Origin of the sequence: Thermosporothrix hazakensis (genome assembly GCF_003253565.1) — a bacterium.
Classification (GTDB): domain Bacteria; phylum Chloroflexota; class Ktedonobacteria; order Ktedonobacterales; family Ktedonobacteraceae; genus Thermosporothrix; species Thermosporothrix hazakensis.
This window is the reverse complement of record NZ_QKUF01000002.1, coordinates 180,555-202,335: the sequence shown is the minus strand read 5'-3', so window position 1 is coordinate 202,335 and position 21,781 is coordinate 180,555. Positions and strand designations below refer to the sequence as shown.

The following is a 21,781-nucleotide window of genomic DNA, read 5'->3' as shown; positions in this document are numbered from 1 at the left end:
ATGCCTGTGCAGTGGTCTGTTTCACTGCGTCCTGCATCACATGGGGAACAATCTGGCACCTTGACTGTCAAAGGGTGAAACCCTCGTTCAGTCACTTCTATTTCATGTACACTGTCGGCGCTTATCTGTCAATACCACATTTGTTTGAGGTATAATATTTTGTGAATAATAAAAAGCTGCTAAGTTATGGTTAGAAGGTGGTTTTCTCTATAGGCTACCGGAACAGAAAAACAGATATTCTGCTCTATTGTTGTATTTCAATGGATGAGAATGAAGAAGAAGGGAAGGACATACTTGACAGTAGAGTGACGCGATAGTAAAATAATGACTGTCAGTCATGGAATGAAATTGTGAGTCACAGCGTGAACAGAGATCTCGCTTTGTCTTATATTCTGGCTTGTGATGCTTGCAAGGGGGGTGAGTGGTTTTCTAGCCAATATATTGTTGTCTATCTATGCTCTATCACGCTTCATGGGACGATGGGGTCACTTTCTCGAAGAGGAACTGCTTGAACTGCTCGCCATCTGCTGTATGGGAGCGCCTCATTGAAGGAACGTCATCCGGTAGTCCCGGGGACCGGCCCGGGCTCCCTTTTTTCTATCCTCACTTTTTGAACCTGTTTGAACATAGAGAGATATCTATTCATGAATAAAGAACAAAGGAGAATCTCTATCGTTTCTAGTCGAGAAAGCATCTACTTTGATGCAATAGCAGTATTCGCGATGACTGTGAATACAGGAAGTAATGGGGGAAACAACAATGATACATGATTTACCGTTGCTGTTGAATATCGTAATGGCCCTCATTGTCGCCCTGATTGGGGCACATATCGCCCGTCTCCTCAAATTACCAACGATGGTCGGGTATCTGCTTGGCGGTGTGGCAATTGGTCCATTTACTCCTGGCTACGTTGGTGACTTATCGATGATTCAGCAGCTTGCTGAGCTTGGGATTATTTTTCTGATGTTCGGGGTCGGGCTGCATTTCTCTCTCTCCGACCTGTGGGCTGTGCGTCGGATCGCGATTCCTGGTGCGCTGCTCCAGATCGGCATTCTAACGCTGGTTGTTGTGGGCATCTCTCCTTTGATGGGCTGGTCGACGCAGGCAGGAATCCTGATCGGGTTGGCTCTCTCTATTGCCAGTACCGTGGTGATGTTGCGCAATATGATGGATGAGGGGTTGCTTAATACCCCGCATGGAAAAGTTGCTGTGGGCTGGCTGGTGTTGGAAGACCTGATTACGGTACTGGTGCTTGTCCTGCTTCCCACGATGACCTCGAGAAGTACAGAGCCGCTGTGGCAAACGGTCGGGCTGGCAATGGTAAAGGCGCTGGTCTTTGCCGCGATCATGCTGGTTGCTGGCACGCGACTGATACCCTGGTTGCTCAACAAGCTGGCGCTGGTGCAGTCGCGTGAGCTGTTTATTGTGGCAATTGTCGTACTGACGATTGGAACGGCGCTGGCGGCATCGCAATTCTTCGGGGTTTCGCTGGCTCTGGGCGCGTTCCTGGCCGGGGTTGTGGTCAGCGAGTCATCATTAAGCTATCAGGTAGAGGCGGAGATCTCACCGTTTCGGGAGCTCTTCACGGTGGTGTTCTTTGTCTCGGTTGGCATGCAGGTTAACCCGCTGCACCTCTTAAACTCGCTTGGTGGCGTGTTGTTGATTACGGCGCTGATACTGCTTGGCAAGTTCCTGATAACCCTTGTGCTCACGGCCATTCTGGCACGTTCGGCCAAAACGTCGCTGGTGCTGGCGGCAGGACGAAGCCAGATCGGTGAGTTCTCGTTTCTGCTTGGGAGCATGGGTGTCTCGCTTGGCGTGTTGACACAGGAACATTACTCGCTCTTGCTGGCGGGTGCAATGATCTCGATCATGGTGAACCCGTTCCTTTTCCGGCTGATGCCCTGGTTGGAGCGGCAATTACAGCGTGTTCCGTTCCTCTGGTCGCTCCTTGAGGGGAAACAGCGTGTGCCAGAACTGGAGCCAGAGCTCTTGAAAGAGCATGTGGTGGTGATTGGCTATGGTCGAGTCGGTGAACATATTGTCAGGGTTCTTGGTTATCTCAGATTACCCCGTCTGGTCGTTGATATGGATTTGCGTGTTGTGCAGGCGCTTGAACAGCATGGGGTCCCCGCGCTCTACGGGGATGCGGCCAGTTCGGAGATTCTGAAGCATGCGCATGTGGAGCGGGCTCGCGCTGTGGTAGTGACGGTGCCCGATGAGATCTCAGCTCAGTTAATTGTCCAGGCGGTTCGCGAGCGTGCAGCAGAGGTGCCGATTGTGGTACGCGCGGCAACGCAGGGCGGCATTCAGGATCTGTTTGCCCGGGGTGCAAGCGCGGTGATCCACCCCGAGCTCGAAGGCGGCTTGAATATCACGCGACAAACCCTGCTCTATCTGGGATGTCAGCGTGATGATATTCAGACCTATACCGATGCCATTCGACAGGATCGCTATGACCTCTCTCTCTCTACCCCGGCTGAAAAGCAGGCGCTTGAGCAGTTGAAAGCTGACGCACATCAGGCGCTGGAAGACGAACCAACGAGCGTTCAGAACAGCTAGGTCGGAACCGGGGGACCGAGTCAGGCGTCCCCCGGAAAACTTCTTTGTATTTTGCCTCTCTGTGTGATACCTCACAGTCTCTCTGTGACCTCTCTAACAGCAAAATCGCCCCATTTCAGGTATGCTTATTTCCATAGATGTAGAGAAAAGGCAATCCTTTGAGCAGGTAGAAGCCTTCAATGGACGGTTATCACTCCAGGTGTTTCTATACACCAGACATTGCTGAGCGTCCCTCATGCTCACATAGCTTTGTTTACCCTCCTTTTCTCTCCCAATACCGAAAGCCTGCCACCCAGAGATGAATTGGCAGGCTTTTTTTTATGCTCCGTTTTCATGGCGATAGGTCAGCACACGGGCCATAATGGCGGGATGAAAGAGTGCAGTGGGCGGACGCACCATATTCAGTACCTCCTGAAATGTTACTGAGATGGAGTGATCGACTGCGATTAAGGGAATCAGCCGCTCGAAGTAGAGATGTGTCAGACGCTGTAGTCCCCGGGCGCTTGCTCCCTTGATGACGCGATAGTCTGCGGCGCTTGCCATTTGCCAGGGAAAGTCTATCAGGCGAGCGAGCTTTTTCTGAAAGAGCAGCGGCAATTTTTCTGCGGGCGTGCCTCTGGTAGTACTCAGGAAGCGATCCAGGAGCAAAGCTTCAAGCGCCGCGACTGTCATTCCCTGACCATAGATAGGGTTAAACGTACATACCGCGTCTCCAAGCACAAGAAGCCCCGTTGGAAAGTGCCGAAGTTGCTCGAAATGGCGCAGATAGTTCTCATGCTGACGATAAGCGTAGATGGGAGAGAGCGGTTTTGCCTGCTTGATCGCTTCATACAGGCTCGGGTCGGCCAGGCTACGCGCGAACTCAAGAAACGATGCCTCGTCCGTTGGCGGATAATCCTTGCCCATGCCAACCAGCACAACCATCCAACGCTCAGGGTGCTCCTTATCGCCCTCTACACAGAGAATCGCCCCTCCGCGCTGTTGGGAACCTACTGCCTGAATCGCGACCAATTTCCAGGTTTCTTGAAAATTGGGAGGAGGTGCGTAAAAGCGTGTAACGTAGCCCAGATACGCATTGATGGCCGTTTCGCGTGGGGGAGAATAGCCGAGCTTATCAAGCCATTGGGGGGTGCGCGAGTAGCGACCACTGGCATCGACGACCAGATCAGCCCCACGCTCTTCAAGCTGTTTCTGCGCCGGCGGTTGATGATTCCGCTGATGCAAGCGAACGCCCCGGACCACCCCGTCTTCATACAGAAGCTCTCTCACCTCATGACCTTCCAGCAAGGTCAGGCGTGGGAACTTGCGGAGCTCCTGAAGCACCTGCCACTCGATGAGTTGCCGTGTGCAGGTGTAGCCACGTAAATGCGATGGTCGACGGGGGCTGCGTGCGCCATAGCAGAAAATCGTATCATTGATAATGTCGCGCTCGACCGCCCCATGAGCGCAGAGCTTCGCAGTAAAACCGGGAAAGAGCTTTTCTATTGCCTGTTGCCCACCCAGCAGGAGCACATGAACATGACGGCCCTGGGGGGTACCCGGACGAAAGGTCGGGATAGCGGGATAACGATCACGCTCAATCAGCGTGACTCCCTCATAATGGTTGAGCAGGACACGCGCGGCAAGGAGTCCGGCCATCCCGCCACCGATGACTATGGCATGTTTGCGTTGTGCAGGCATAAAGAGTCGTGTGTCTCCTTTCTCCAAGAGAATGCAGGCCGTAGCGGCCCTTTTTACTCGCTGTTCGTCTACTTATACTAACGGTTAAAAAGAGAAAAATATACAGTATAGAATAAGAAATGATATATATGTATACCTCTATGTAAGGGGTTGCTTCACGAGGGCAAAGGGCGCTCTTTGTTCGTGGGAATATGATATGATAGCCATAATTCGCTTTTTCAGTTGGAAAGGATCCTCGGCTTATGACTGTACCTCACGCGCGGCGCACGCCGTCTCGCTTCTCGGTCTCGACATGGAGCGTCAAGCGAGTGCTTGGCAATCCCGCTCTCTATGGAGTTGAGCAGGGCTTTCAGATCCCGCTTGAAACACATGGCAAGGGCACGCACACGCTGCTGGAACTGCCAGAACAGCTTGTCGTGCACGGCATCAGAACAGTGGAGATCTGTCATTTTCATCTGCCTTCGCTTGATTCTGGCTATCTGGCGGAGCTGCGGGCAGAGCTTCAACGAAGGGAAGTAGAGCTCTTTTCGGTGCTGATTGATAGTGGAGATATTGCCAATGCGGCAACGGCAGATCGCGACCTTGACTGGCTCACACGCTGGCTGGACATTGCGGCGGAACTGGGTGCACGTTGTGCTCGGGTTGCGGCGGGAATGGTCGCTTCCGACTCAGAGACACTTGCTCGCAGCGCTCAAAACCTGCTAACGCTTGCGGGGCGGGCCGAGCGTTCTGGCCTGCGCCTGATGACTGAGAACTGGAAAGAGCTGCTGAGCACGCCTGAAGCAGTGCATGCTCTCTTTGAGCGGCTGAACGGGCATGTAGGGCTGTGTCTTGATTTTGGCAACTGGCACGGCGAAACCAAGTACGCGGATCTTCGCTCGATTGCTCCCTATGCGGAGTCATGCCATGCTAAAGCCTACTTCTCGGAGACTGGCATTGATCATGATGACTATCTTGCCTGCCTTGAGTTGCTACAAGAAGCAGGCTTCTCTGGCCCCTACACGCTGATTTACGACGATGCAGACCCCGACGAGTGGGGGGGACTGCTCCAGGAAATGCACCTTATTCAGCCCTATCTTCAGGGGTAAGATCCGCCTCATATGCGGGAAGGGGGAAGCGCGGTATTTCCCCCTTTTTGAGCGTGCTACTTCAAGGTTGGAACGTGCTCCTGTAGCGTGCTAAGCAGTCGTCCAGGCTTCTGTTCTTCCTCCGAACCGGGCAGGGCCGAATAGATACAGCATTTGATATCGGGATCGCCACTGATATTGAGGCTGGCAAGTTCCAGTGTCAGATGACCGATCAGAGGATGCTGAAACGTGCGGTGGTCCGCGCATTTGCCCGCAACCTTCTGCTCCTCCCATTAAGCGCGGAAAACCGGGCTGACGCGCTTCAGTTTTATGATAAAGGCGCTGATCTCAGGGTCATCGAGATACGGTCCTGCACTTGCACGAAAAGATGCACTTATGTGCTGGCGCGTGAGCTTGGAGCGCGGGGGATTACCGTGAACGCGGTGTTGCCGGGACTGGTCGAGACGGAAGGGCCGCCTGAAGAGTTGCGTCCACACCGCTCGGACGAATGGCGCAGTCACAAGATATCGCATATATTGTTGCGTATCTGGCAAGCGAGCAGTCTCGCTGGATTACCGGACAGGCGATTCGTGCCGCTGGTGGCTTGATCTCACTGCTATGGCAGGCCCCATAGATCGCGCGCCTATGGGGCCATGTTTCCTGATCTCAAGGCGCTACAAAATCTTGCGCTTGAGGACCTGTTCCATGAGTTCCCACCCTTCCCGGCATGAGTCGCGAACAGGGTAGGGCTCGAAGCCGAAATTGAGGTAGAGATTGACGGCGCGATAGCTGGTTGTCTGCGTATCGAGCAGTGCCCGCTGGTGGTCCCGGGACAGACGTGCCAGTACGGCGCTTAACAAGGGCTTTGCCAGCTTTCTTCCCTGATACTCGGGCTCGATTGCAACCCAGTGAACACGCCCATATGCCTCGCCATTGAGCTCCCCATACCAGGCGGTTGCGGTGCCAATGGGTTCATCCCTGGCATTGACGAGGAAGAAACAGCGCTCCGTCATGCTTTCCAGGTGGTTGCCAAACTCCTCCTCGAAATGGTACAGGGCCTGCCCCTTATCGGGAAACTCGTCGGCCAGGTGCTCGATGCGGGCCCAATGGTGCTGCTCGCCAGGCCGAAAATAACGAAGGGCGAAGCCATCAGGACAGGAAAATGAGGGGAGATTGTCCAGGTCTTTGCGGATCATCGTCAGCGGAATGTATGGGACGGTGTGCATGGGTTACTCCTTCGTTTCTGAGAGAGGCGCTTGCAGCAAGGCGCGGATGAGCGGGTGAACGCGCTGCTGGAATGCCGAGCGTTCTGGCTGAAAGAGGGTCCCGATGAAAAAGGGATGCTCTGGCAGCTCGATAATACGCGCCTCGCCTTCGGGATCTTTGCCTGATATGAGCATATCATATTGCTGAAGATTGGGCCAGAACTGCGCATTGGGCCCATAGTTGCAGGTGCCGTATTCTTCTGTCACCTCGGGTGCGCCATAGATCGTCGCCACACGCGAGCCGGAAGCCAGCAGGCAGGTTGTGACAATGTTGGTGTTTGAACAGACCAGGGGCGTAATCAGTAGCAGTTCTGCGTCCGGGTGCTCTTCCGCGTGGTCCGCGTTGTGCAGCCCGGCCACATTGCGGGCGAACTCGATCAGCATATGCTGACAGCCGCCACAGGTGCCAAGCGTTGGGATGCGCTGCTCGCGGGCCCAGGTGATTCCTTTGAGTGCGCCTGCCATGCTGGCGTAGGGCGTATTTGGCACGAACCAGAGCGCCTGATAGGATGCCAGTTGTTGTGCCGTGTCGTCTTCAAGTTGAGACGTGGGCACCCATTCGGGCTCGCAGGTGTAGCCGAGATCATGAGCGGCTAATGTGAGCGCCTGGTGCGCGAGGACTCCTGGCTTATATTCGCCGATCAATCCGATACGCATAGAATAACGTTCATCCTTTCCCTTTCAATCTGACCCGTAGTATGCCAGAGTTTGCAGAAAAGCACATTGTCCTTTTCGCAGATGCCAGGCGCACCTGTTTCATGCTACAATGAAAGTCCCCCTCAGGGAGCGGCCCAGACGTAGACCAGTTGATCGATACCACCGGACGCGATATAGTTCCCGTCTGGCGACCATGCGACCGTAAGAACGGGTTTGGTGTGCGCAAGGTAGTGATTGGCGAGCTTCTGACCGGTTGAGGCTTCCCATACGCGGGTAGAGTTGTCGTAGCTGCCCGAGACGATCCGCGTGCCGTCTGGCGACCATGCAACCGACGTGACAAGGCCGGTATGACCCGTGATGGTGCGCAACACCTTACCGGTTGATGCATTCCAGATTTTGATGGTTTTATCATCGCCTGCCGTGACAAGCCGAGTGCCATCATGCGACCAGGAGACGCACTCGACCGGACCTTTATGGCCTGTGAAAACATGCCGGGTCTTGCCCGTGCGGGCTTCCCATATTCTGATGCTGCCCTCCTTGCCAGTTGAGGCGATGAGCGAGCCATCAGGCGACCAGACAGCGGAAAAAACCTCCTGCTTGTGTTCGGCATAGACGCGTTCTCGTTTGCCAGTTTTGGGATCCCAGAGGCGTATCTGTTTGTCGTTGCCGCCCGCAAGCAGAAGGCGCCCATCGGGTGACCAGGCCAGAGCGCGAAGCCAACTGGCGGGCTGTGTGTGGATCGTGCGCAGAGGGGCGGTCTCTTCCTCCGTTTTCCAGATCCAGATGACGCCTTCAAAGTCGGCGGCGGCAATCTGTTTGCCATCGGGCGAGAGGGAGACGGCCCACATCCAGGCATCACCGCCCCTGTGGGTGATGGGGCGCTCTTCGGTCTTTTTATAATTGAAATCCCAGACCTGGACCGTTTTGTCATTACTTGCCGAGACAATATGCTTGCTGTCGGGGAGCCAGGCAATTGACTTCACCCGGTCGCGATGCCGAGAGTAGGGGATAGGATATTGTGTCGTTGCTTTTTGGGTTGGTGATGGCGTCGGGGATAGCGGCGTCCGGGTGGGCTGAACCCGTGCTTGCTGACCGAGCGTGTTGCTTGCCCAGAGGGCTGCGGCCCCACCTCCCACGATCACTGCCGCGCCGATCCCACCAAGCAGGAAGAGGCGGCGTGATTGCTTTTGCGGAACGGGCTGCGGTGTGATGGGGTAGCGCTCCGTAGGCAGCGTATGTATTGATGGGTGAGTGGTAATGGGCTGTTCCGTAAAGTGAGGTGTGGACCCCGACGAACTTATCAGCAGCGTACCTGTTGAGCTGGCCGCCTGTGCGAGTGCCTGTGCGAAGTTCTCAATGCGTGAAAAGCGTTCTTCGGGTGCTTTGGCCAGCGCTTTGAGGAGTACCTGTTCGACAGCTTCGGGCAGGTCTGGCACCAGGTCGCGCGGTGGCGGTGGCGGTGCAACCCGCTGCTGTGTGATGACTTCGGTAATAGTGCCCTGAAATGGGCGACGTCCACAGAGCCACTCATAGGCAGTGATTGCCAGTGCATATTGATCGCTGGCGGGTGATGGTTTCCCCTCAATCTGTTCGGGAGCCATATACGAGATGGTTCCGGCCATGTTGTCGCGGATGTTGGTTGAGCGAGTGCTATGAGCGGTTGTGACAATACCGAAGTCGCTGAGCAATACATTGTTTGCCTCGTCAAGCAACATATTTTCTGGCTTGACATCGCGATGGATCAAACGGCGGTCATGGGCATATTGCAGCGCCGAGGCAACCTGTGAAATAGAGGAGACGATATCGTGCAAGGGAACTCGTGTCCCGGGCCGATAACGCTGGCGTAAGGTGCCGTTTGCGGCATATTGCATGATGATGATAGGGATGTTTTCGGCTGTGACATCAAAATCAAAAATCTGAAGAATATGGGGATGATTCAGGCGCATGATACGCGCTTCGCGAATAAAGGATTTGATGTCCTCGGCGTCTGTCAGGCGGGCGTGGAGCACCTTGACTGCAACTCGCTGTCCTGTGTGCAGATGTTCGCCCTCATAGACGTCGCTGAAGCCCCCCTTCCCGATCTGCCGAAGCAGGCGGTATTCGCCCAGACGTTGCCCGGGTTGTAATGCTGTGTTGTCTGTATTCATAGCATCCATAGCATACCTGTTTTTGATGAGTCTGTCAGTAGTTGTTTTGTAGCATATCAGATTTTGCCTTGAGAGAGAATGAGCAAGTTCACTTCTTGAGAAACTGTGCACGAACAAGCCATATTGTACGTCAGGTGTAGAAGAAAGCTGTTGCTCTGGAACAGGAGAAGATGATGACACAGGAGAAGCGAGGCTATATGCTGCGTGAAAATGAAGGACAGGCGTATTGGTTTTTGAACGCGCTGGTCCTCACAAAGGCATCCAGCGGACAGAGTGAGAACGCCTTTGCCTTGCAGGTAATCACTGCCACACGAGGGCAGGAACCGCCGCGTCATATCCACTATCATCAGGATGAGTGGTTCTATATCATCGAGGGAACGATGTCGATCCACTGTGGAGACGACACGTGGCACGCTGAATCAGGCGCTTTTGTGTGTATGCCGCGCGGGGTGCCGCATTCCTTCACCATTGAGAGCGAGCAGCTCAAAATGCTGGTGATCACGTCACCCGGGGGACCGAAAGGGTTCGATGCCTTTGTGCAGGAGCTCGGGAGACCGGCGGAACAACTGACGCTGCCGGAGCCTGAGAAGCCAGACCTTCAGCGGCTGCGCCAGATTGCTCAAAAGTACGATATCGAGATTCTGCCTCCCGCTGCATACTGACTGAGCAGACAGCCAGTATGCACCCGGCGCTCAGGCATAGCGACGGAAAATCAGTGAGGAGTTATGTCCGCCGAATCCCATTGAGTTGGAGAGGGCGACGTGTACTTTGCCTTCGCGGGCCACATTGGGAATGTAGTCGAGATCGCATTCCGGGTCGGGTGTGTGGAGGTTGATCGTCGGGTGCATCATGTTGGACACAATGCTGAGCACGCAGACAGCAGCCTCGATTGCGCCCGCGCCTCCGAAGGTATGGCCGAGCATCGACTTGGTGGAACTGATCGCCAGTTTGTAGGCGTGATCGCCGAAGCATGTTTTAATGGCCTGGGTCTCGGTTGCGTCATTGAAGCGGGTACTGGTTCCGTGCGCGTTGATATAGTCGACCTCCTCGGGACGCAGGTTGGCCGTCTCAAGCGCGATCTGCATGGCGCGGACCAGCCCTTCGCCTCCCGGAGCAGGCTCGGTAATGTGGTAGGCGTCGGCGGTTGCGCCATAGCCGACCATTTCTGCAAGGATCGGTGCGCCGCGCTCTAACGCGAAGTCCAGTTCTTCCAGTAAGAGGATACCTGCGCCTTCGCCCATCACAAAGCCGTCGCGTTCGGCATCAAAGGGACGGCTTGCACCCTGAGGGTCATCGTTGCGGCGCGAGAGGGCATGCATATTCGCAAATGAAGCGATCCCGAGCGGGGTAATGCCACGCTCCGAACCGCCCGCGAGCATCGCCTTTGCGGCGCCCCGACGAATGGTCTCCCAGGCTTCACCGAGCGCGTTGCCGCTGGTTGCACATGCGGATACAGCAGCCCAGGTCGGCCCTTTTGCTCCGGTGAGCAACGAAACGGCTCCGGCAGCCGAGTTAATCATCATCATGGGGATCAGGAATGGGCTGACGCGAGCCGGGCCCTTTGTATGCAGCACCTCGAACTGCTCGTGCAGGGTCATCAGTCCGCCGACGCCACTGCCAACACAGACGCCGACCTGAGGGGCAATCTCGTCGGTGATGGTGAGGTGTGCCTGTTCCAGTGCCTGTTTCGCTGCGCCTACCGCCAGGTGGGTGAATGGATCATTGCGGCGAATTTCCTTACGGTCCATGTAGGGGGAGGGATCAAAGTCCCGCACTTCGCCAGCAAAACGAACAGGATAGTTGCTTGCATCAAAGTTGGTGATAGGCCTGATGCCGGATTGTCCCTGACAGAGCGCTTTCCAGGTTTCTTCGGTGGTATGACCAACAGAGGTGATTAACCCTATACCGGTAACAACCACTCGTTTCATTGCTCTTTCTCCCTTCAAAATACTCATCCTGTAACAATGGTACCTGTTTTGCCAATCAATCGCCCAGACATGAAAAAACCTGAAGCATGCTAGAGATGATATGCTTCACTGGTGGGCTGCAAGCTATTCCGTATGGAGTCCCTGGTAGATTGCTTCTGCTGCTCGAAGCGTGTGTGGGCGCTTCTCTTCCTAAAGCATATCACATTTGATGGGAGATCAGGGGGTAGGGTGAGTGAGAGTGGGCTTTGCGCCTGAAGAACGCGGGTGGCTCCGGGAAACAACTTCGCACAGTATACAGACTGCCACTATACTTACATTGCACCCTATCTTCAGGCGAAAGCCCTCGTCTCGCTTTCCTGAGTTCGCTGTACCGATTTTTCCGACCTGCTCTGAGTATAGGGCTGCTGGCTCTCAAATGGCTCTCAGAAACGCCTTCTTTTCTCACGATGGGATCACAAGAGCGAAATCGATAGCAAAAAATTCGAGACCTGCTTTTTTGCTGTCTGGTGGTATAGACAACTTTACCAATTTTGAGTACAATAGAAAGAGAACACGTTATCAGATATTTTTTGTTCGTGTATCGATGCAGATGACTACCTAAGGAGGGGTAGTAATGATGTTGAGCAAAGAGGCAAAGCAGCGCTTAGTGAACATGACGTTCATTACCCTTTTTCTCTTAAGTCTCTCTTCGGTTCTGGCATTTGGCGCTCCCCGGGCGCATGCAGCGAAGCTGGCTGCCTGTCAGGAACCGGCCTGGAGCGCTACGGCTGTCTATACAGCAGGAGCACGTGTTTCCTATAACGGCAAGGTGTATGAGGCCAAATGGTGGACTCAAGGCGAGCAGCCCGACCTGAGCGGACAATGGGGTGTCTGGAAATATGTAAGCGATTGTGGCAGCGGCACAGAGGACAAGGAAGCGCCTTCGGTGCCGGATGGCTTGAAAGTGATGGGGGTCACCGCTTCCAGTGTCTCCCTGAACTGGAATGCCTCCACTGATAATGTTGGTGTGACCGGCTATGATGTGTACCGCGGCACGACGCTGGCCGCCAGCGTAACGGGAACCTCCGCGGTTGTCACCGGGCTGGCTTCTGACACGACCTATACGTTCACGGTACGGGCGAAAGATGCTGCCGGGAATGTTTCGGCGGCCAGCAGTGCGGTCAGCGCGAAGACCGCGCCCGGCGATTCGCATGAGGTGACGCGGCATTACGTCACCTATGCAAGCACCTGGAATACCAGCCTGTACGATCTGGTCCCCGAGAATATCCCCAACTATATCACTGATGTGAACCTTGCGTTTGCCCGACCGGATACAGCCTATCAGCGCGGCTCATTCGAGTTCGATCAGGCGGTTGCTGGCTTCGAGTTTATTGAAGGTGCAACGACCAATAACGGGCAGAAGAAGCTGACAGCACAGCAGGCACAGGATCTCCGCAATATCATTGCTCAGCTCAAGGCGCGTAATACATCGGTCTGGGTCTCGGTTGGCGGCTGGTCCTACAGTCAGGGAAGCCAGTGGAGCCGCTTCAATGCTGCTCATGTGGTTGATCTGGCCCTTGATCTTGGCGCATCTGGCATCGATATCGATTGGGAGGCAGAGGGAGATTCCTGTAACAAGCAGCCCGCTGCTCAGTTCAGTTGCACGAAAGATGGCGAGATCATCGGGATTATCACCAACCTCTACAACGAGATTCACACACGGAATGCCAACCTGAAGATCTCTGTTGTTGGCTGGTCGACAGGCGCGTATTATGTGGCTGGAACGCCATTTGAAGAGGGAAAGGTGCAGTGGGGCTCGCCCTTTGGAGGCGTCATGTATCGCGTCGTGAAGGATAAGGGCAGCATGATCGACATGATTAACCTGATGAGCTACGACGGAGGCGACTACTATGATCCACGTGAGGGCTACGAGTCGTATCGCGCGATTTATAGTGGCCCGATCAATGTGGGGATGGAGATTGCGCCAGAGGGCTCCGGGGGCGCGGTTCTGAAAGTCGATGCTCCCCCGGGAACTGTGTATGATGCCGATATGTTGACCGGGCAGAACAACATTGCGTCGCAATATTACAACGTGGAGACGCTGGTCAAATATATCAAGAACAAGGGACGCGCCTTCGATGGCTTCATGCTCTGGCAGCTCTGGAAGCAGCGTGTGCATCAGCCAGCTCCAGCAGGCGCGGCGACCGAGAACAGCGCCGGACAGTATGTCTGTCGCAACCTGCCGCTCGTGGGCGATTGTAACCAGACTATTCCCAACCTACCGAAACGAAATCCGTGAGCTTTTCCGTATTCATGGAGCGGGCGTTTGCAATGGCTGCAAGCGCTCGCTTTTTTTGCAGCAGGCAAGAAAGAATACTCCTGTTATTGTATAATCATTCTATCGTTTTACCATAGAGAAAATGAAAGGATTGTCCTTATCCAGTATGTCTGTAACCGAAGACGAGAAGCAGCACAGCACGGAATTGGAGCCTGCGCGTCTCTCCGCATTCTTTGACGGCGTGTGCGCGATTGCGATCACATTGCTGGTGCTGAATATTCACATCCCTGAGATCTCCTGCATGCAAGGGCGCTGTCAGCGTTCTCTCATGGCAGAGCTTCTGACACAATGGCCCAACTATACCAGCTTCTTGCTGAGTTTTGCGCTGGTGGGGGTTGTTTGGCTGAATCACCATTCCCTGTTGAGCTATGTAAAAAAGACGAATCATGTATTGAATGTGCTCAATCTTTTGTTGCTTCTTGATGTTGTGCTGCTTCCATACCCGGCGGCCCTCATCGCTTCCTATATCGGGACAAGCGAGCAACAGACGGCCATTCTGGTCTATAGCTGCGTCTGGTTTCTTGGATCTATTTGTTTCAATCTGATCTGGTGGTATATTGTGCGTACGCCCCGGCTACGCGATCCGCTTGTCAGCCCTACCGAGTTGAAGCGAGTGAGCCGGCTCTATCTGTTGGGGCCGCTTACCTCAGGGGCGGGCGTGATCTGTTCGTTGTTCTGGCAGGGAGTGCCGGGCCTCGTGCTTTGTAGCTGTATCGTAGTCTTTTATTTATTGCCGGTTATGGATCGTAACAATCAGAAGAAGGAGCGCCTTTCGCATAACTTAGAAAAAAAGGGGGAGACAGTAACGAACACCAGAACATATTAGATCGGTAATTGGCTTCGTTCTCCTCTTTTGAGGTAGAAAGGGGGATAGTATCTTTCCTCGGCAAAATACTATCCCCGTTCTCTTTATGGCTCAAGTGCATCGAAGGCGACAAGCAAGTGCTTCGGTCCGCGCAGGGAAGCATTCTCACGATAGGGTGGCGGATCGGTAACCAGGCGCGGGTTCTTCAGGCGTCGTGCCATGATCCGCAGAGCTTCCTGGGCCTCAACTCGGGCGAGGGGAGCGCCAACGCAGAAATGAATTCCTCCACCGAAGCCGAAATGCTCGTTGTCCGGGCGTATAGGGTCAAAGATATCAGGATGATCGAAGCGAGCCGGGTCGCGGCTCCCCGAGGCCAGCATCAACGCGACTGTGGCCCCTTTCGGGATGGTCACGCCCGCAATATCGATGTCGGTCAGCGTGGTCCGCGTACGGAAGTGAACCGGCGGCTCGAAGCGAAGCAGCTCCTCAATCACGTCGATCACATATTCGGGCTGTTCGCGAAGGCGTGCAAGGTGCTCCGGGTAGCGAAGCAGCGTCAGCATGCCATTCGTAATCAGGTTCACGGTGGTTTCATGACCGGCGATCAAAAGCAGCATCATGGTGACGACCAGATCGCGTTCACTCATCTGGCCTGCCGGGTCGCTTCCGACAGCCAGACCGGAGAGTAAATCGTCTCGCGGGTGCTCACGACGTTCCGCTATCAGGCCATCCATATATTCACCCAGTTGAGCTACAGCCTGCCCGGCCTGCTGAATCTCTTCCTCGGTCATACTCTGTGCTGGATCGAGGCCCCGAGCGAGAATTGTTGCCCAGGCGTGGAAGCGTGGTTCATCTTCGCGAGGGACGCCGAGCAGGTGACAGATCACAGTCACAGGGAGCGGGTAGGCGAGGTGATCGACGATATCGAGCTGTGCCCTGTCGCTCTGTTCCTCAAGCAGGCGATTTACCAGTTGCACGACCTGCGGACGCATCCCTTCAATGCGCTCGGGCGTAAACTGATGCATGACCAACCGACGAAGCCGGTCATGCTCTGGTGGATCGAGGAAAATGAACGGTGGATGGCTTTCCTGTCCCTCCGGCGCAAGCTTTGCTGAAGCGACCAATGAGCCGGCTCCATGCGTGCTTTTGCGCTCATCGGAACTGATACGCGGGTCATGCAGCAGTGCGGAGATCTCTTTGTAGGTGCTGACAACGTAGGTCCCGTCTTCCTGACGCGACACCGGGGTTTCTCGCAACTGCGCATAGAGCGGGTATGGATTGGCCCGGCTGGCCGGATTGAGTATCTGTGCATAGAGTTTTGCCTTGTTGATGGTTTGTGTCATGGCTTTCTCCATCTCGACTACAATAACGGCGTTCCGGGTGGAATGCGTGGATCACGCATGGCTGAGGCCGAGATCTCCGCGGGGCCGGGCCAGGGACCGGTGGCAGTGGCATCAGCACTATGGGTAGGCAGGTCTTCAAGTGGCACTCCGGCAGGCACCGGGTGCAGCTCCGGGGGCCCGTCCGCGGCGTGCAGCATTGGCGGGAATGGCGCGCGCTGCTCAATCATTGCTTCATAGGCAGGAAGCCAGCGCGGCTGATTAATGGCGACCGCTGCGACAATGCGACCCTTCTGACCGTAGGCGGCAACAAAGTGGAGATCCGCGACACTACCCTGCGTGACCACAACCTCATCTGCAATAGAGGGAAGCCCGACCAGTTTGAGGTTGACGTTGAATTGGTTGGACCAGAACGCGGGCAGCGCTTTATGCGGGCGGCGCTCGGAGGGTGGGCAGATCATATTATGGGCCGCAATCTGGGCCTGGTCGACGGCATTGCCCCAGTGCTCAACCGCGATCAATTCGCCGCTATAGACCGGATGCGGCCAGCGCGCGACATCACCGGCTACAAAGATATCATCCAGCACCATGCCATCCTCGCTGAAGACGCGGCAGGAGGAATCACACGCGATGCCTCGTCTATCAGCGGCCAGCCCCGATCCCTCAAGCCATTCCGTATTGCGAATCGAGCCAAGCGCGACGACCGCTACATCGATATCAAGCGTGTCGCCGTCGGAGAGTCTGGCCTGTCGAAGATGTCCCTGCTCGTCTCCGATCAGCTCCATGACAGTGGTGTTGCAGCGCAGATCGACACCACAGCGGCGCTGCAAGCGGGCGGCAACCGAACCGGCGGCCTGACCGAGCGCCCCGGCCAGCGGCGTCGGGCCGCGCTCAACGACGGTGACGGGAAGGTCCAGCTCCCGGCAGACAGAGGCAACCTCTGAGCCAATGAAACCGGCTCCAATAATCAGGACACGCTTTGGTCTGCTTGCCAGGCGAGCATGGAGTCCGGCGGCGTCGTCGAGCGTGCGAATGGTATAGACGCCGTCAAGGTCCGCTTGCTGCTGATCGGGCCAGGGACGAGCGCGGGTGCCGGTCGTGATCAGCAGGCGATCGAAATCGACCTGCTGTCCGCCCTCAATCGTGACCTGCTTCTTGCGTGGGTCCAGTCGCACTGCTGGCACACCAAGCAGCCAGTCCGCCTGAATGTCGCGCAGGCGTGGAAGTGTTGTATGCTCGACCGGGAGCCAGCCTGTCAGCACGGTTTTTGACAGCGGAGGGCGGTCATATGGCGCGTAGGGCTCATCGCCGATGATCGTCAGTTGCCCGTTGAACCCCTCGTCGCGGAGCGTTTCCGCTGCTCGCAGGCCCGCCAGGGAAGCGCCAACAATAACGATATGTCCATCTACCTGACGTTGCGTCATGATGCACCGTCCTTTTTCTGCGTTCGGGCTCGTGGCTGCTTCGTCACCGGGATTGGCTCGCTTGTCCGCTCGATACTGATAGCGCGTACCGGACAGGCTGCGGCGGCCCGTTCAACCTGCAAGCGCATGGAATCATCAGGTGCATAGTCGAACTCAAGGGCTTCTTCACCATGCATATGGAAGACGCCCGATGCCGCGAAGACGCATTGTCCATAGCTCTGGCAACGGTTCAGATCAACAACAATTCTCATTGTATACGCTCCTTCACCTCGATCATATATCGAAAAGAGATGCCTTCCCTGCCGGTCTGATTCTCTCTATACTATACGGGTTACGTTTTATATAGCGATCATGTTTCAGGAAGAGAGGGAATATGCGAGTATTGTGCCGAGCGGCTTCAGATGCAACGTCTTTTTCATGAAAATGTCCCTCTCGCTCGATTTCAGATGCGTGATTTCCACTGACTCTGGAGCTTTTTGACATGCGATGGAGAAACGTGCTATTCTTTATGAAGCTATCTTTTTGAATGATTATGTGAAAGAATGGGAGAGACAATGCAAGATTGGAATAGACAGATTATTGAGCAGTTTCGGGCGAATGGTGGCAAAATCGAGGGACAGACTGAAGGTCAGGGAATGTTGCTTCTCACGACCACCGGGGCGAAAACCGGCAAACAGCACACCACACCACTGGCCTGTATCGCTGATGATGATCGATTCATTGTGATCGCCTCTTATGCGGGAGCACCGCATAATCCTGCCTGGTATCACAACTTGCTGGCCCATCCCGAGGTGCAGGTGGAGACAGGAACCGAGACAGTGAAGATGACGGCTACGGTCGCGACTGGAGCGGAACGAGAGCGCCTCTGGGCGAAGATGCTGCAAGTCTACCCCGGATTCGCTGAGTATCAGCGGAAGACGACCCGACAGATTCCGGTTGTGATCCTGCATCGCTAGCAGGGGGAAAGGGAGAGATTCCCCCCTCCCTGCCTGTGCGCTTTTAGCCCTGATGATAGTGCTTGAGTGCCTGATTCAAGAATGCGGCTTCTTCCGGGCTGGTACTGTACTGAGGAATGGGCTTCTCGTTCTCCGGGAGCTGGCTGTAATTCTGCCACCACTGGTTCAGGCCTGCCTCGACTTCGGCATCACCCCGGGTGAACTGCTGAACAAGCTCCTGGTGCTGTCTGGCGAGTGCTTGTACCTCGGGGCTGGCGGGATCTTTCCCCTCGACGGCCAGCCGCTTTAACTCAGCAAAAACGGCGTTCCATTGTTGACTGACCCGCTGCTGATCTTCCTCTGTCCAGTTCTGGCCCCATTGTGCGATTTTTTGTGCGGCTGCCGAGCTGTAGGATTGACGCGACAGCTCGGCCATCTTTTGCTGCTCTTCCGGGGTCAGGTAGTTGTTTACCCAATCGTTTGGCGTATTCATTGGTTGCTTCTTCCTTTCTGTGCTTCATCTGATAGAGTCGCTGAAAGAAGCATACAGGATGACGTAACGTCACCCTCAAGCCCTGTTTAGATCAACTTATTTTCAGAAGGGAAAAATTCAGTTTCCGGCGTCAGCAAGTCGTTCTTCCAGCGGCAGAGTATGAGCCGCTCGTGCCGCACTCAGAGCCGGGTGAGCAACGATTTCAAGTTGTCCAATCGAATATGTTTCGCGAATATGGGACAGGACACGCTCACGGTAGTCTGCCTCATGGACCAGCAAGCCGCCGACCAATGCCAGAGGGAAGCCCTCGCGCGGGAAGTGAAGGCGATTGGCCAGCGCGGTACAGGTGCGAGCCAGCTCGTAGGCGTTGCGCTCCACGATCTCCTGAGCGATAACATCACCCGAGCGAGCAGCCTCAAAGACAAGGCGCGAGAGGCGGGCGACAATAGCGCGACCAGTTGGTGCGTAGACCTGCCCGATCACCTCTTCAACGCGGCGGAGCTGCCATTCCTGCATGATTCGATCAAGAAGCACGGTTTCTGCGCCGCGTCCATCTGCGTACTGTAGTGCGGCTACCAGCGCATTCTGACCGATTGTATAGCCGCTTCCCTCGTTGCCAAGCAGATAACCCCAACCGCCAGCGCGGGCCTTTTGTCCCTGTGCGTTGCGTCCGAGCGCGATTGAGCCGGTTCCTGCGATGATGGTCACACCGACTCGCTGTTCAAGCGCACACAGGCCAAGCTCTGCATCGTTGGTAATATGGAGGATAGCAGCGTATTTCGAGAGTGAGGGAAGGATAGCGTCAATATCCTCCTGACGGGCGATCCCGGCGATGCCAAGCCAGCCCTTCTGAAGCGGCAACGAGCATCCCGCGTTTCGAGCGGCATCCTCAATTGCACTCTGCATCTGTTGAATGGCTGCTTCCAGCCCCACCTGTGTGAAGTTGGCAGAGCCTCCCTGCCCGCGCCCGACCTCCTGCCCTGTTGCGTCAACAATCACCGCGTAGGTTTTGCTCCCACCACAGTCAAGCCCGAGGAAATAGTTCTCCATAAAAAGAAGTACCTTTCTTGTCAGTAATGGTTATGAACATAGCATCGGTTTCGAGGCGCTGTCAACATTTCTGCCCGCCTGATACATATGCTATAATCAGGAAGACTTGAGAAGGGAGCGAGGGAGAACGTGAAGCAATTCTCACCGGATTTTCTCCGTGTTGCGGCCATTACACCTGAGTTGCGCGTTGCGGATGTGCACTACAACACACAGGCGATTATTGAAGCCTTGCGCCAGGCGGCGGCTCAGGGGTGTCAGGTGGCGCTTTTTCCGGAACTATGCATTACAGGGTATACCTGTGCCGATCTCTTCTATCAGCAACTGTTGTTGCAGCGAGCAAGTGAGGCACTACAGGAGATTGCGCAGGCGGCGGCAGACTATCAGCTTGTGGCGCTGGTCGGTTTGCCGATGGAGGTAGAGGGAAAGCTGTATAACTGTGCTGCTCTGGTCAGTGGACAGGGCGTTCTGGGCATCGTTCCTAAGACCTATTTGCCCAATACCAACGAATACTATGAGGAGCGATGGTTCAGTTCTTCCAGAGATTGTCCTGTTGATACGATTCAGCTTGCCGGGAAAGCGATTCCTTTTGGTACCGATCTGCTCTTTACAGCGACGAACTTCCCGGGCTGTGTGCTCGGAATCGAGATCTGTGAGGATCTATGGGCTGTCGAGCCGCCAAGCGGGCGTATGGCGTTGGCCGGAGCGACTGTCCTGTTGAATCCCTCAGCCAGTGATGAGATCCTGGGGAAAGATGGGTATCGCAGGGCGCTGATTCAGCAGCAGGCGGCCCGCTGTCTGGCGGCCTATATCTATGCCGCTGCCGGACCTGGCGAATCGACCACGGATGTGGTCTTCGATGGACACTCGGTCATCTGTGAGAATGGTCTGATTCTGGCTGAAACGGAGCGCTTTCAGTTCTCGACACAGATAGCAGTTGCGGATGTGGATGTGCAACGACTCAACCATGAGCGCCTGCGCAATAGCAGCTTCTCGTCAGCTCTGCCTCAGCAGGCGTTCAGGAAGATCGAAGTGACCATCCCTGCTGGTCTTGTGGAGCGCGAAACCCTGATCCGGCCTGACCTGACACCGACGCCGTTTGTGCCGGCGAACCCTGCACTGCGGGCGCAGCACTGTCGGGAGATCTTTCAGCTTCAGGCGATCGGGCTGGCGAAGCGGCTCAAGCACACAGGCATGAAGCGGGTGACACTCGGGCTCTCGGGCGGGCTTGATTCGACTCTGGCCTTGCTGGTCGTGCAGCAGGCGTTTCAGAAGCTCTCGTTGAGCAGTGATGGCATTGTCGCGATTACCATGCCCGGGTTTGGCACCACAAGCCGCACGCTTACCAATGCCGAAAGGCTGGCAAAATCGCTCGGGATCACGCTTCGACAGATCCCGATTCGTGACGCGGTGTTGCAGCATTTCCGCGATATTGACCATGATCCCAATACGCATGACATCACGTATGAGAATGCACAGGCTCGCGAGCGGACTCAGATTTTGATGGATGTGGCGAACCAGATCGGCGGAATGATGGTCGGTACTGGAGACCTCTCGGAGCTGGCGCTTGGCTGGTGCACCTATAACGCCGATCATATGTCCATGTATCATGTGAATGCCGGGGTGCCGAAGACCCTGGTGCGCTACTTGATCGAGTGGTGCGCTGAGAGCGTCTATACCGGCGAAACCAGCGAGGTGCTACGCGATATCAATGCGACGCCAATCAGCCCGGAACTCTTGCCGCCCGATGCGCAGGGCAAGCTGGTTCAGGAGACGGAGGCGACTATAGGGCCCTATGTATTGCATGATTTCTTTCTGTACTATGTGGTGCGGCATGCTTTTACACCGGACAAGATTTTCCGGCTGGCCCGTCAGGTCTTCGCGGCGCATCATACGCCTGCGGAACTGGTGCGCTGGCTGCGCGTCTTCTATCAGCGTTTCTTCCATGCACAATTCAAGCGGTCAGCGATGCCCGATGGGCCGAAGGTCGGTTCGGTTGCCCTGTCACCGCGCGGGGATTGGCGTATGCCCAGTGATGCAAGCGCAGCGCTCTGGCTTCAGGAGCTAGACGAGCTACAACAAAGCATTGAGGAAGGGTAGCGCTTCTTGAGGCC

The 21,781-nt window shown here is 55.5% G+C and carries 19 protein-coding genes; 8 read left to right on the top strand and 11 right to left on the bottom strand.

What is annotated here, in order from left to right:
- Nucleotides 1-759 precede the first annotated feature (759 nt).
- The gene (locus EI42_RS06115; RefSeq protein ID WP_170142401.1) at nucleotides 760-2,562 is read left to right on the top strand and encodes a cation:proton antiporter; all 1,803 of its coding nucleotides are present in this window, start codon (nucleotides 760-762) and stop codon (nucleotides 2,560-2,562) included.
- Between the two features lie 318 nt (nucleotides 2,563-2,880).
- Here the strand turns inward: EI42_RS06115 and EI42_RS06110 are convergent, their stop codons facing one another.
- Nucleotides 2,881-4,242 (bottom strand): NAD(P)/FAD-dependent oxidoreductase, encoded by a 1,362-nt coding sequence (locus EI42_RS06110; RefSeq protein ID WP_111319912.1) that lies wholly within the window; start codon nucleotides 4,240-4,242, stop codon nucleotides 2,881-2,883.
- A 242-nt stretch (nucleotides 4,243-4,484) separates the two neighbouring features.
- Between EI42_RS06110 and EI42_RS06105 the strand changes: the two genes are divergently transcribed.
- The gene (locus EI42_RS06105; protein WP_111319910.1) at nucleotides 4,485-5,330 is read left to right on the top strand and encodes a sugar phosphate isomerase/epimerase family protein; all 846 of its coding nucleotides are present in this window, start codon (nucleotides 4,485-4,487) and stop codon (nucleotides 5,328-5,330) included.
- Between the two features lie 56 nt (nucleotides 5,331-5,386).
- Here EI42_RS06105 and EI42_RS34820 read toward each other — a convergent pair whose 3' ends face one another.
- Nucleotides 5,387-5,542, bottom strand: coding sequence for a hypothetical protein (locus EI42_RS34820; RefSeq protein WP_428843952.1), 156 nt, complete (start codon nucleotides 5,540-5,542; stop codon nucleotides 5,387-5,389).
- A 275-nt stretch (nucleotides 5,543-5,817) separates the two neighbouring features.
- On the opposite strand from EI42_RS34820, the gene EI42_RS34815 reads away from it, so the two are divergent.
- A complete protein-coding gene (locus EI42_RS34815) occupies nucleotides 5,818-5,943 on the top strand; it encodes a hypothetical protein (protein WP_211326049.1) in 126 nt (41 codons plus the stop codon).
- Between the two features lie 40 nt (nucleotides 5,944-5,983).
- Here the strand turns inward: EI42_RS34815 and EI42_RS06095 are convergent, their stop codons facing one another.
- The 3 genes from EI42_RS06095 to EI42_RS06085 form a co-directional block, all read right to left on the bottom strand.
- Entirely contained in the window at nucleotides 5,984-6,535 is a 552-nt protein-coding gene (locus EI42_RS06095) for a GNAT family N-acetyltransferase (RefSeq protein WP_111319908.1), read from the bottom strand.
- A gap of 3 nt (nucleotides 6,536-6,538) precedes the next feature.
- On the bottom strand, nucleotides 6,539-7,231 hold the full coding sequence (locus EI42_RS06090) for a CTP synthase C-terminal region-related (seleno)protein (RefSeq protein WP_111319906.1): 693 nt from the start codon (nucleotides 7,229-7,231) through the stop codon (nucleotides 6,539-6,541).
- A 122-nt stretch (nucleotides 7,232-7,353) separates the two neighbouring features.
- Complete coding sequence (locus EI42_RS06085) at nucleotides 7,354-9,378, bottom strand: WD40 repeat domain-containing serine/threonine protein kinase (RefSeq protein ID WP_170142400.1); 2,025 nt, start codon at nucleotides 9,376-9,378, stop codon at nucleotides 7,354-7,356.
- Nucleotides 9,379-9,548: 170 nt separating this feature from the next.
- On the opposite strand from EI42_RS06085, the gene EI42_RS06080 reads away from it, so the two are divergent.
- Complete coding sequence (locus EI42_RS06080; RefSeq protein WP_111319902.1) at nucleotides 9,549-10,040, top strand: cupin domain-containing protein; 492 nt, start codon at nucleotides 9,549-9,551, stop codon at nucleotides 10,038-10,040.
- 30 nt (nucleotides 10,041-10,070) lie between these two features.
- Here EI42_RS06080 and fabF read toward each other — a convergent pair whose 3' ends face one another.
- Nucleotides 10,071-11,306, bottom strand: coding sequence for a beta-ketoacyl-ACP synthase II (gene fabF, locus EI42_RS06075; RefSeq protein ID WP_111319900.1), 1,236 nt, complete (start codon nucleotides 11,304-11,306; stop codon nucleotides 10,071-10,073).
- A gap of 613 nt (nucleotides 11,307-11,919) precedes the next feature.
- On the opposite strand from fabF, the gene EI42_RS06070 reads away from it, so the two are divergent.
- Nucleotides 11,920-13,584 carry a glycosyl hydrolase family 18 protein gene (locus tag EI42_RS06070; protein WP_211326048.1) on the top strand — a complete coding sequence of 555 codons (1,665 nt, stop codon included), beginning with the start codon at nucleotides 11,920-11,922 and terminating at the stop codon, nucleotides 13,582-13,584.
- 145 nt (nucleotides 13,585-13,729) lie between these two features.
- The gene (locus EI42_RS06065) at nucleotides 13,730-14,449 is read left to right on the top strand and encodes a TMEM175 family protein (RefSeq protein WP_170142399.1); all 720 of its coding nucleotides are present in this window, start codon (nucleotides 13,730-13,732) and stop codon (nucleotides 14,447-14,449) included.
- An 83-nt stretch (nucleotides 14,450-14,532) separates the two neighbouring features.
- Here the strand turns inward: EI42_RS06065 and EI42_RS06060 are convergent, their stop codons facing one another.
- The 3 genes from EI42_RS06060 to EI42_RS06050 are packed head-to-tail and all read right to left on the bottom strand — an operon-like array spanning nucleotide 14,533 to nucleotide 17,443.
- Nucleotides 14,533-15,771 (bottom strand): cytochrome P450, encoded by a 1,239-nt coding sequence (locus EI42_RS06060; RefSeq protein ID WP_111319896.1) that lies wholly within the window; start codon nucleotides 15,769-15,771, stop codon nucleotides 14,533-14,535.
- Between the two features lie 17 nt (nucleotides 15,772-15,788).
- Complete coding sequence (locus tag EI42_RS06055) at nucleotides 15,789-17,192, bottom strand: NAD(P)/FAD-dependent oxidoreductase (RefSeq protein ID WP_111319894.1); 1,404 nt, start codon at nucleotides 17,190-17,192, stop codon at nucleotides 15,789-15,791.
- The gene (locus tag EI42_RS06050) at nucleotides 17,189-17,443 is read right to left on the bottom strand and encodes a ferredoxin (protein ID WP_111319892.1); all 255 of its coding nucleotides are present in this window, start codon (nucleotides 17,441-17,443) and stop codon (nucleotides 17,189-17,191) included. Before EI42_RS06050 ends, EI42_RS06055 begins: the two co-directional genes overlap by 4 nt.
- A gap of 303 nt (nucleotides 17,444-17,746) precedes the next feature.
- Between EI42_RS06050 and EI42_RS06045 the strand changes: the two genes are divergently transcribed.
- The gene (locus EI42_RS06045) at nucleotides 17,747-18,148 is read left to right on the top strand and encodes a nitroreductase family deazaflavin-dependent oxidoreductase (protein WP_246046272.1); all 402 of its coding nucleotides are present in this window, start codon (nucleotides 17,747-17,749) and stop codon (nucleotides 18,146-18,148) included.
- A gap of 43 nt (nucleotides 18,149-18,191) precedes the next feature.
- On the opposite strand, the gene EI42_RS06040 is transcribed toward EI42_RS06045, so the two are convergent.
- Complete coding sequence (locus tag EI42_RS06040) at nucleotides 18,192-18,620, bottom strand: TipAS antibiotic-recognition domain-containing protein (RefSeq protein ID WP_111319888.1); 429 nt, start codon at nucleotides 18,618-18,620, stop codon at nucleotides 18,192-18,194.
- Nucleotides 18,621-18,737: 117 nt separating this feature from the next.
- Nucleotides 18,738-19,670: a BadF/BadG/BcrA/BcrD ATPase family protein gene (locus EI42_RS06035; protein ID WP_111319886.1), complete on the bottom strand. Its 933-nt coding sequence runs from the start codon at nucleotides 19,668-19,670 to the stop codon at nucleotides 18,738-18,740.
- A gap of 129 nt (nucleotides 19,671-19,799) precedes the next feature.
- Between EI42_RS06035 and EI42_RS06030 the strand changes: the two genes are divergently transcribed.
- Complete coding sequence (locus tag EI42_RS06030) at nucleotides 19,800-21,767, top strand: NAD(+) synthase (protein WP_111319884.1); 1,968 nt, start codon at nucleotides 19,800-19,802, stop codon at nucleotides 21,765-21,767.
- Nucleotides 21,768-21,781: the final 14 nt, after the last annotated feature.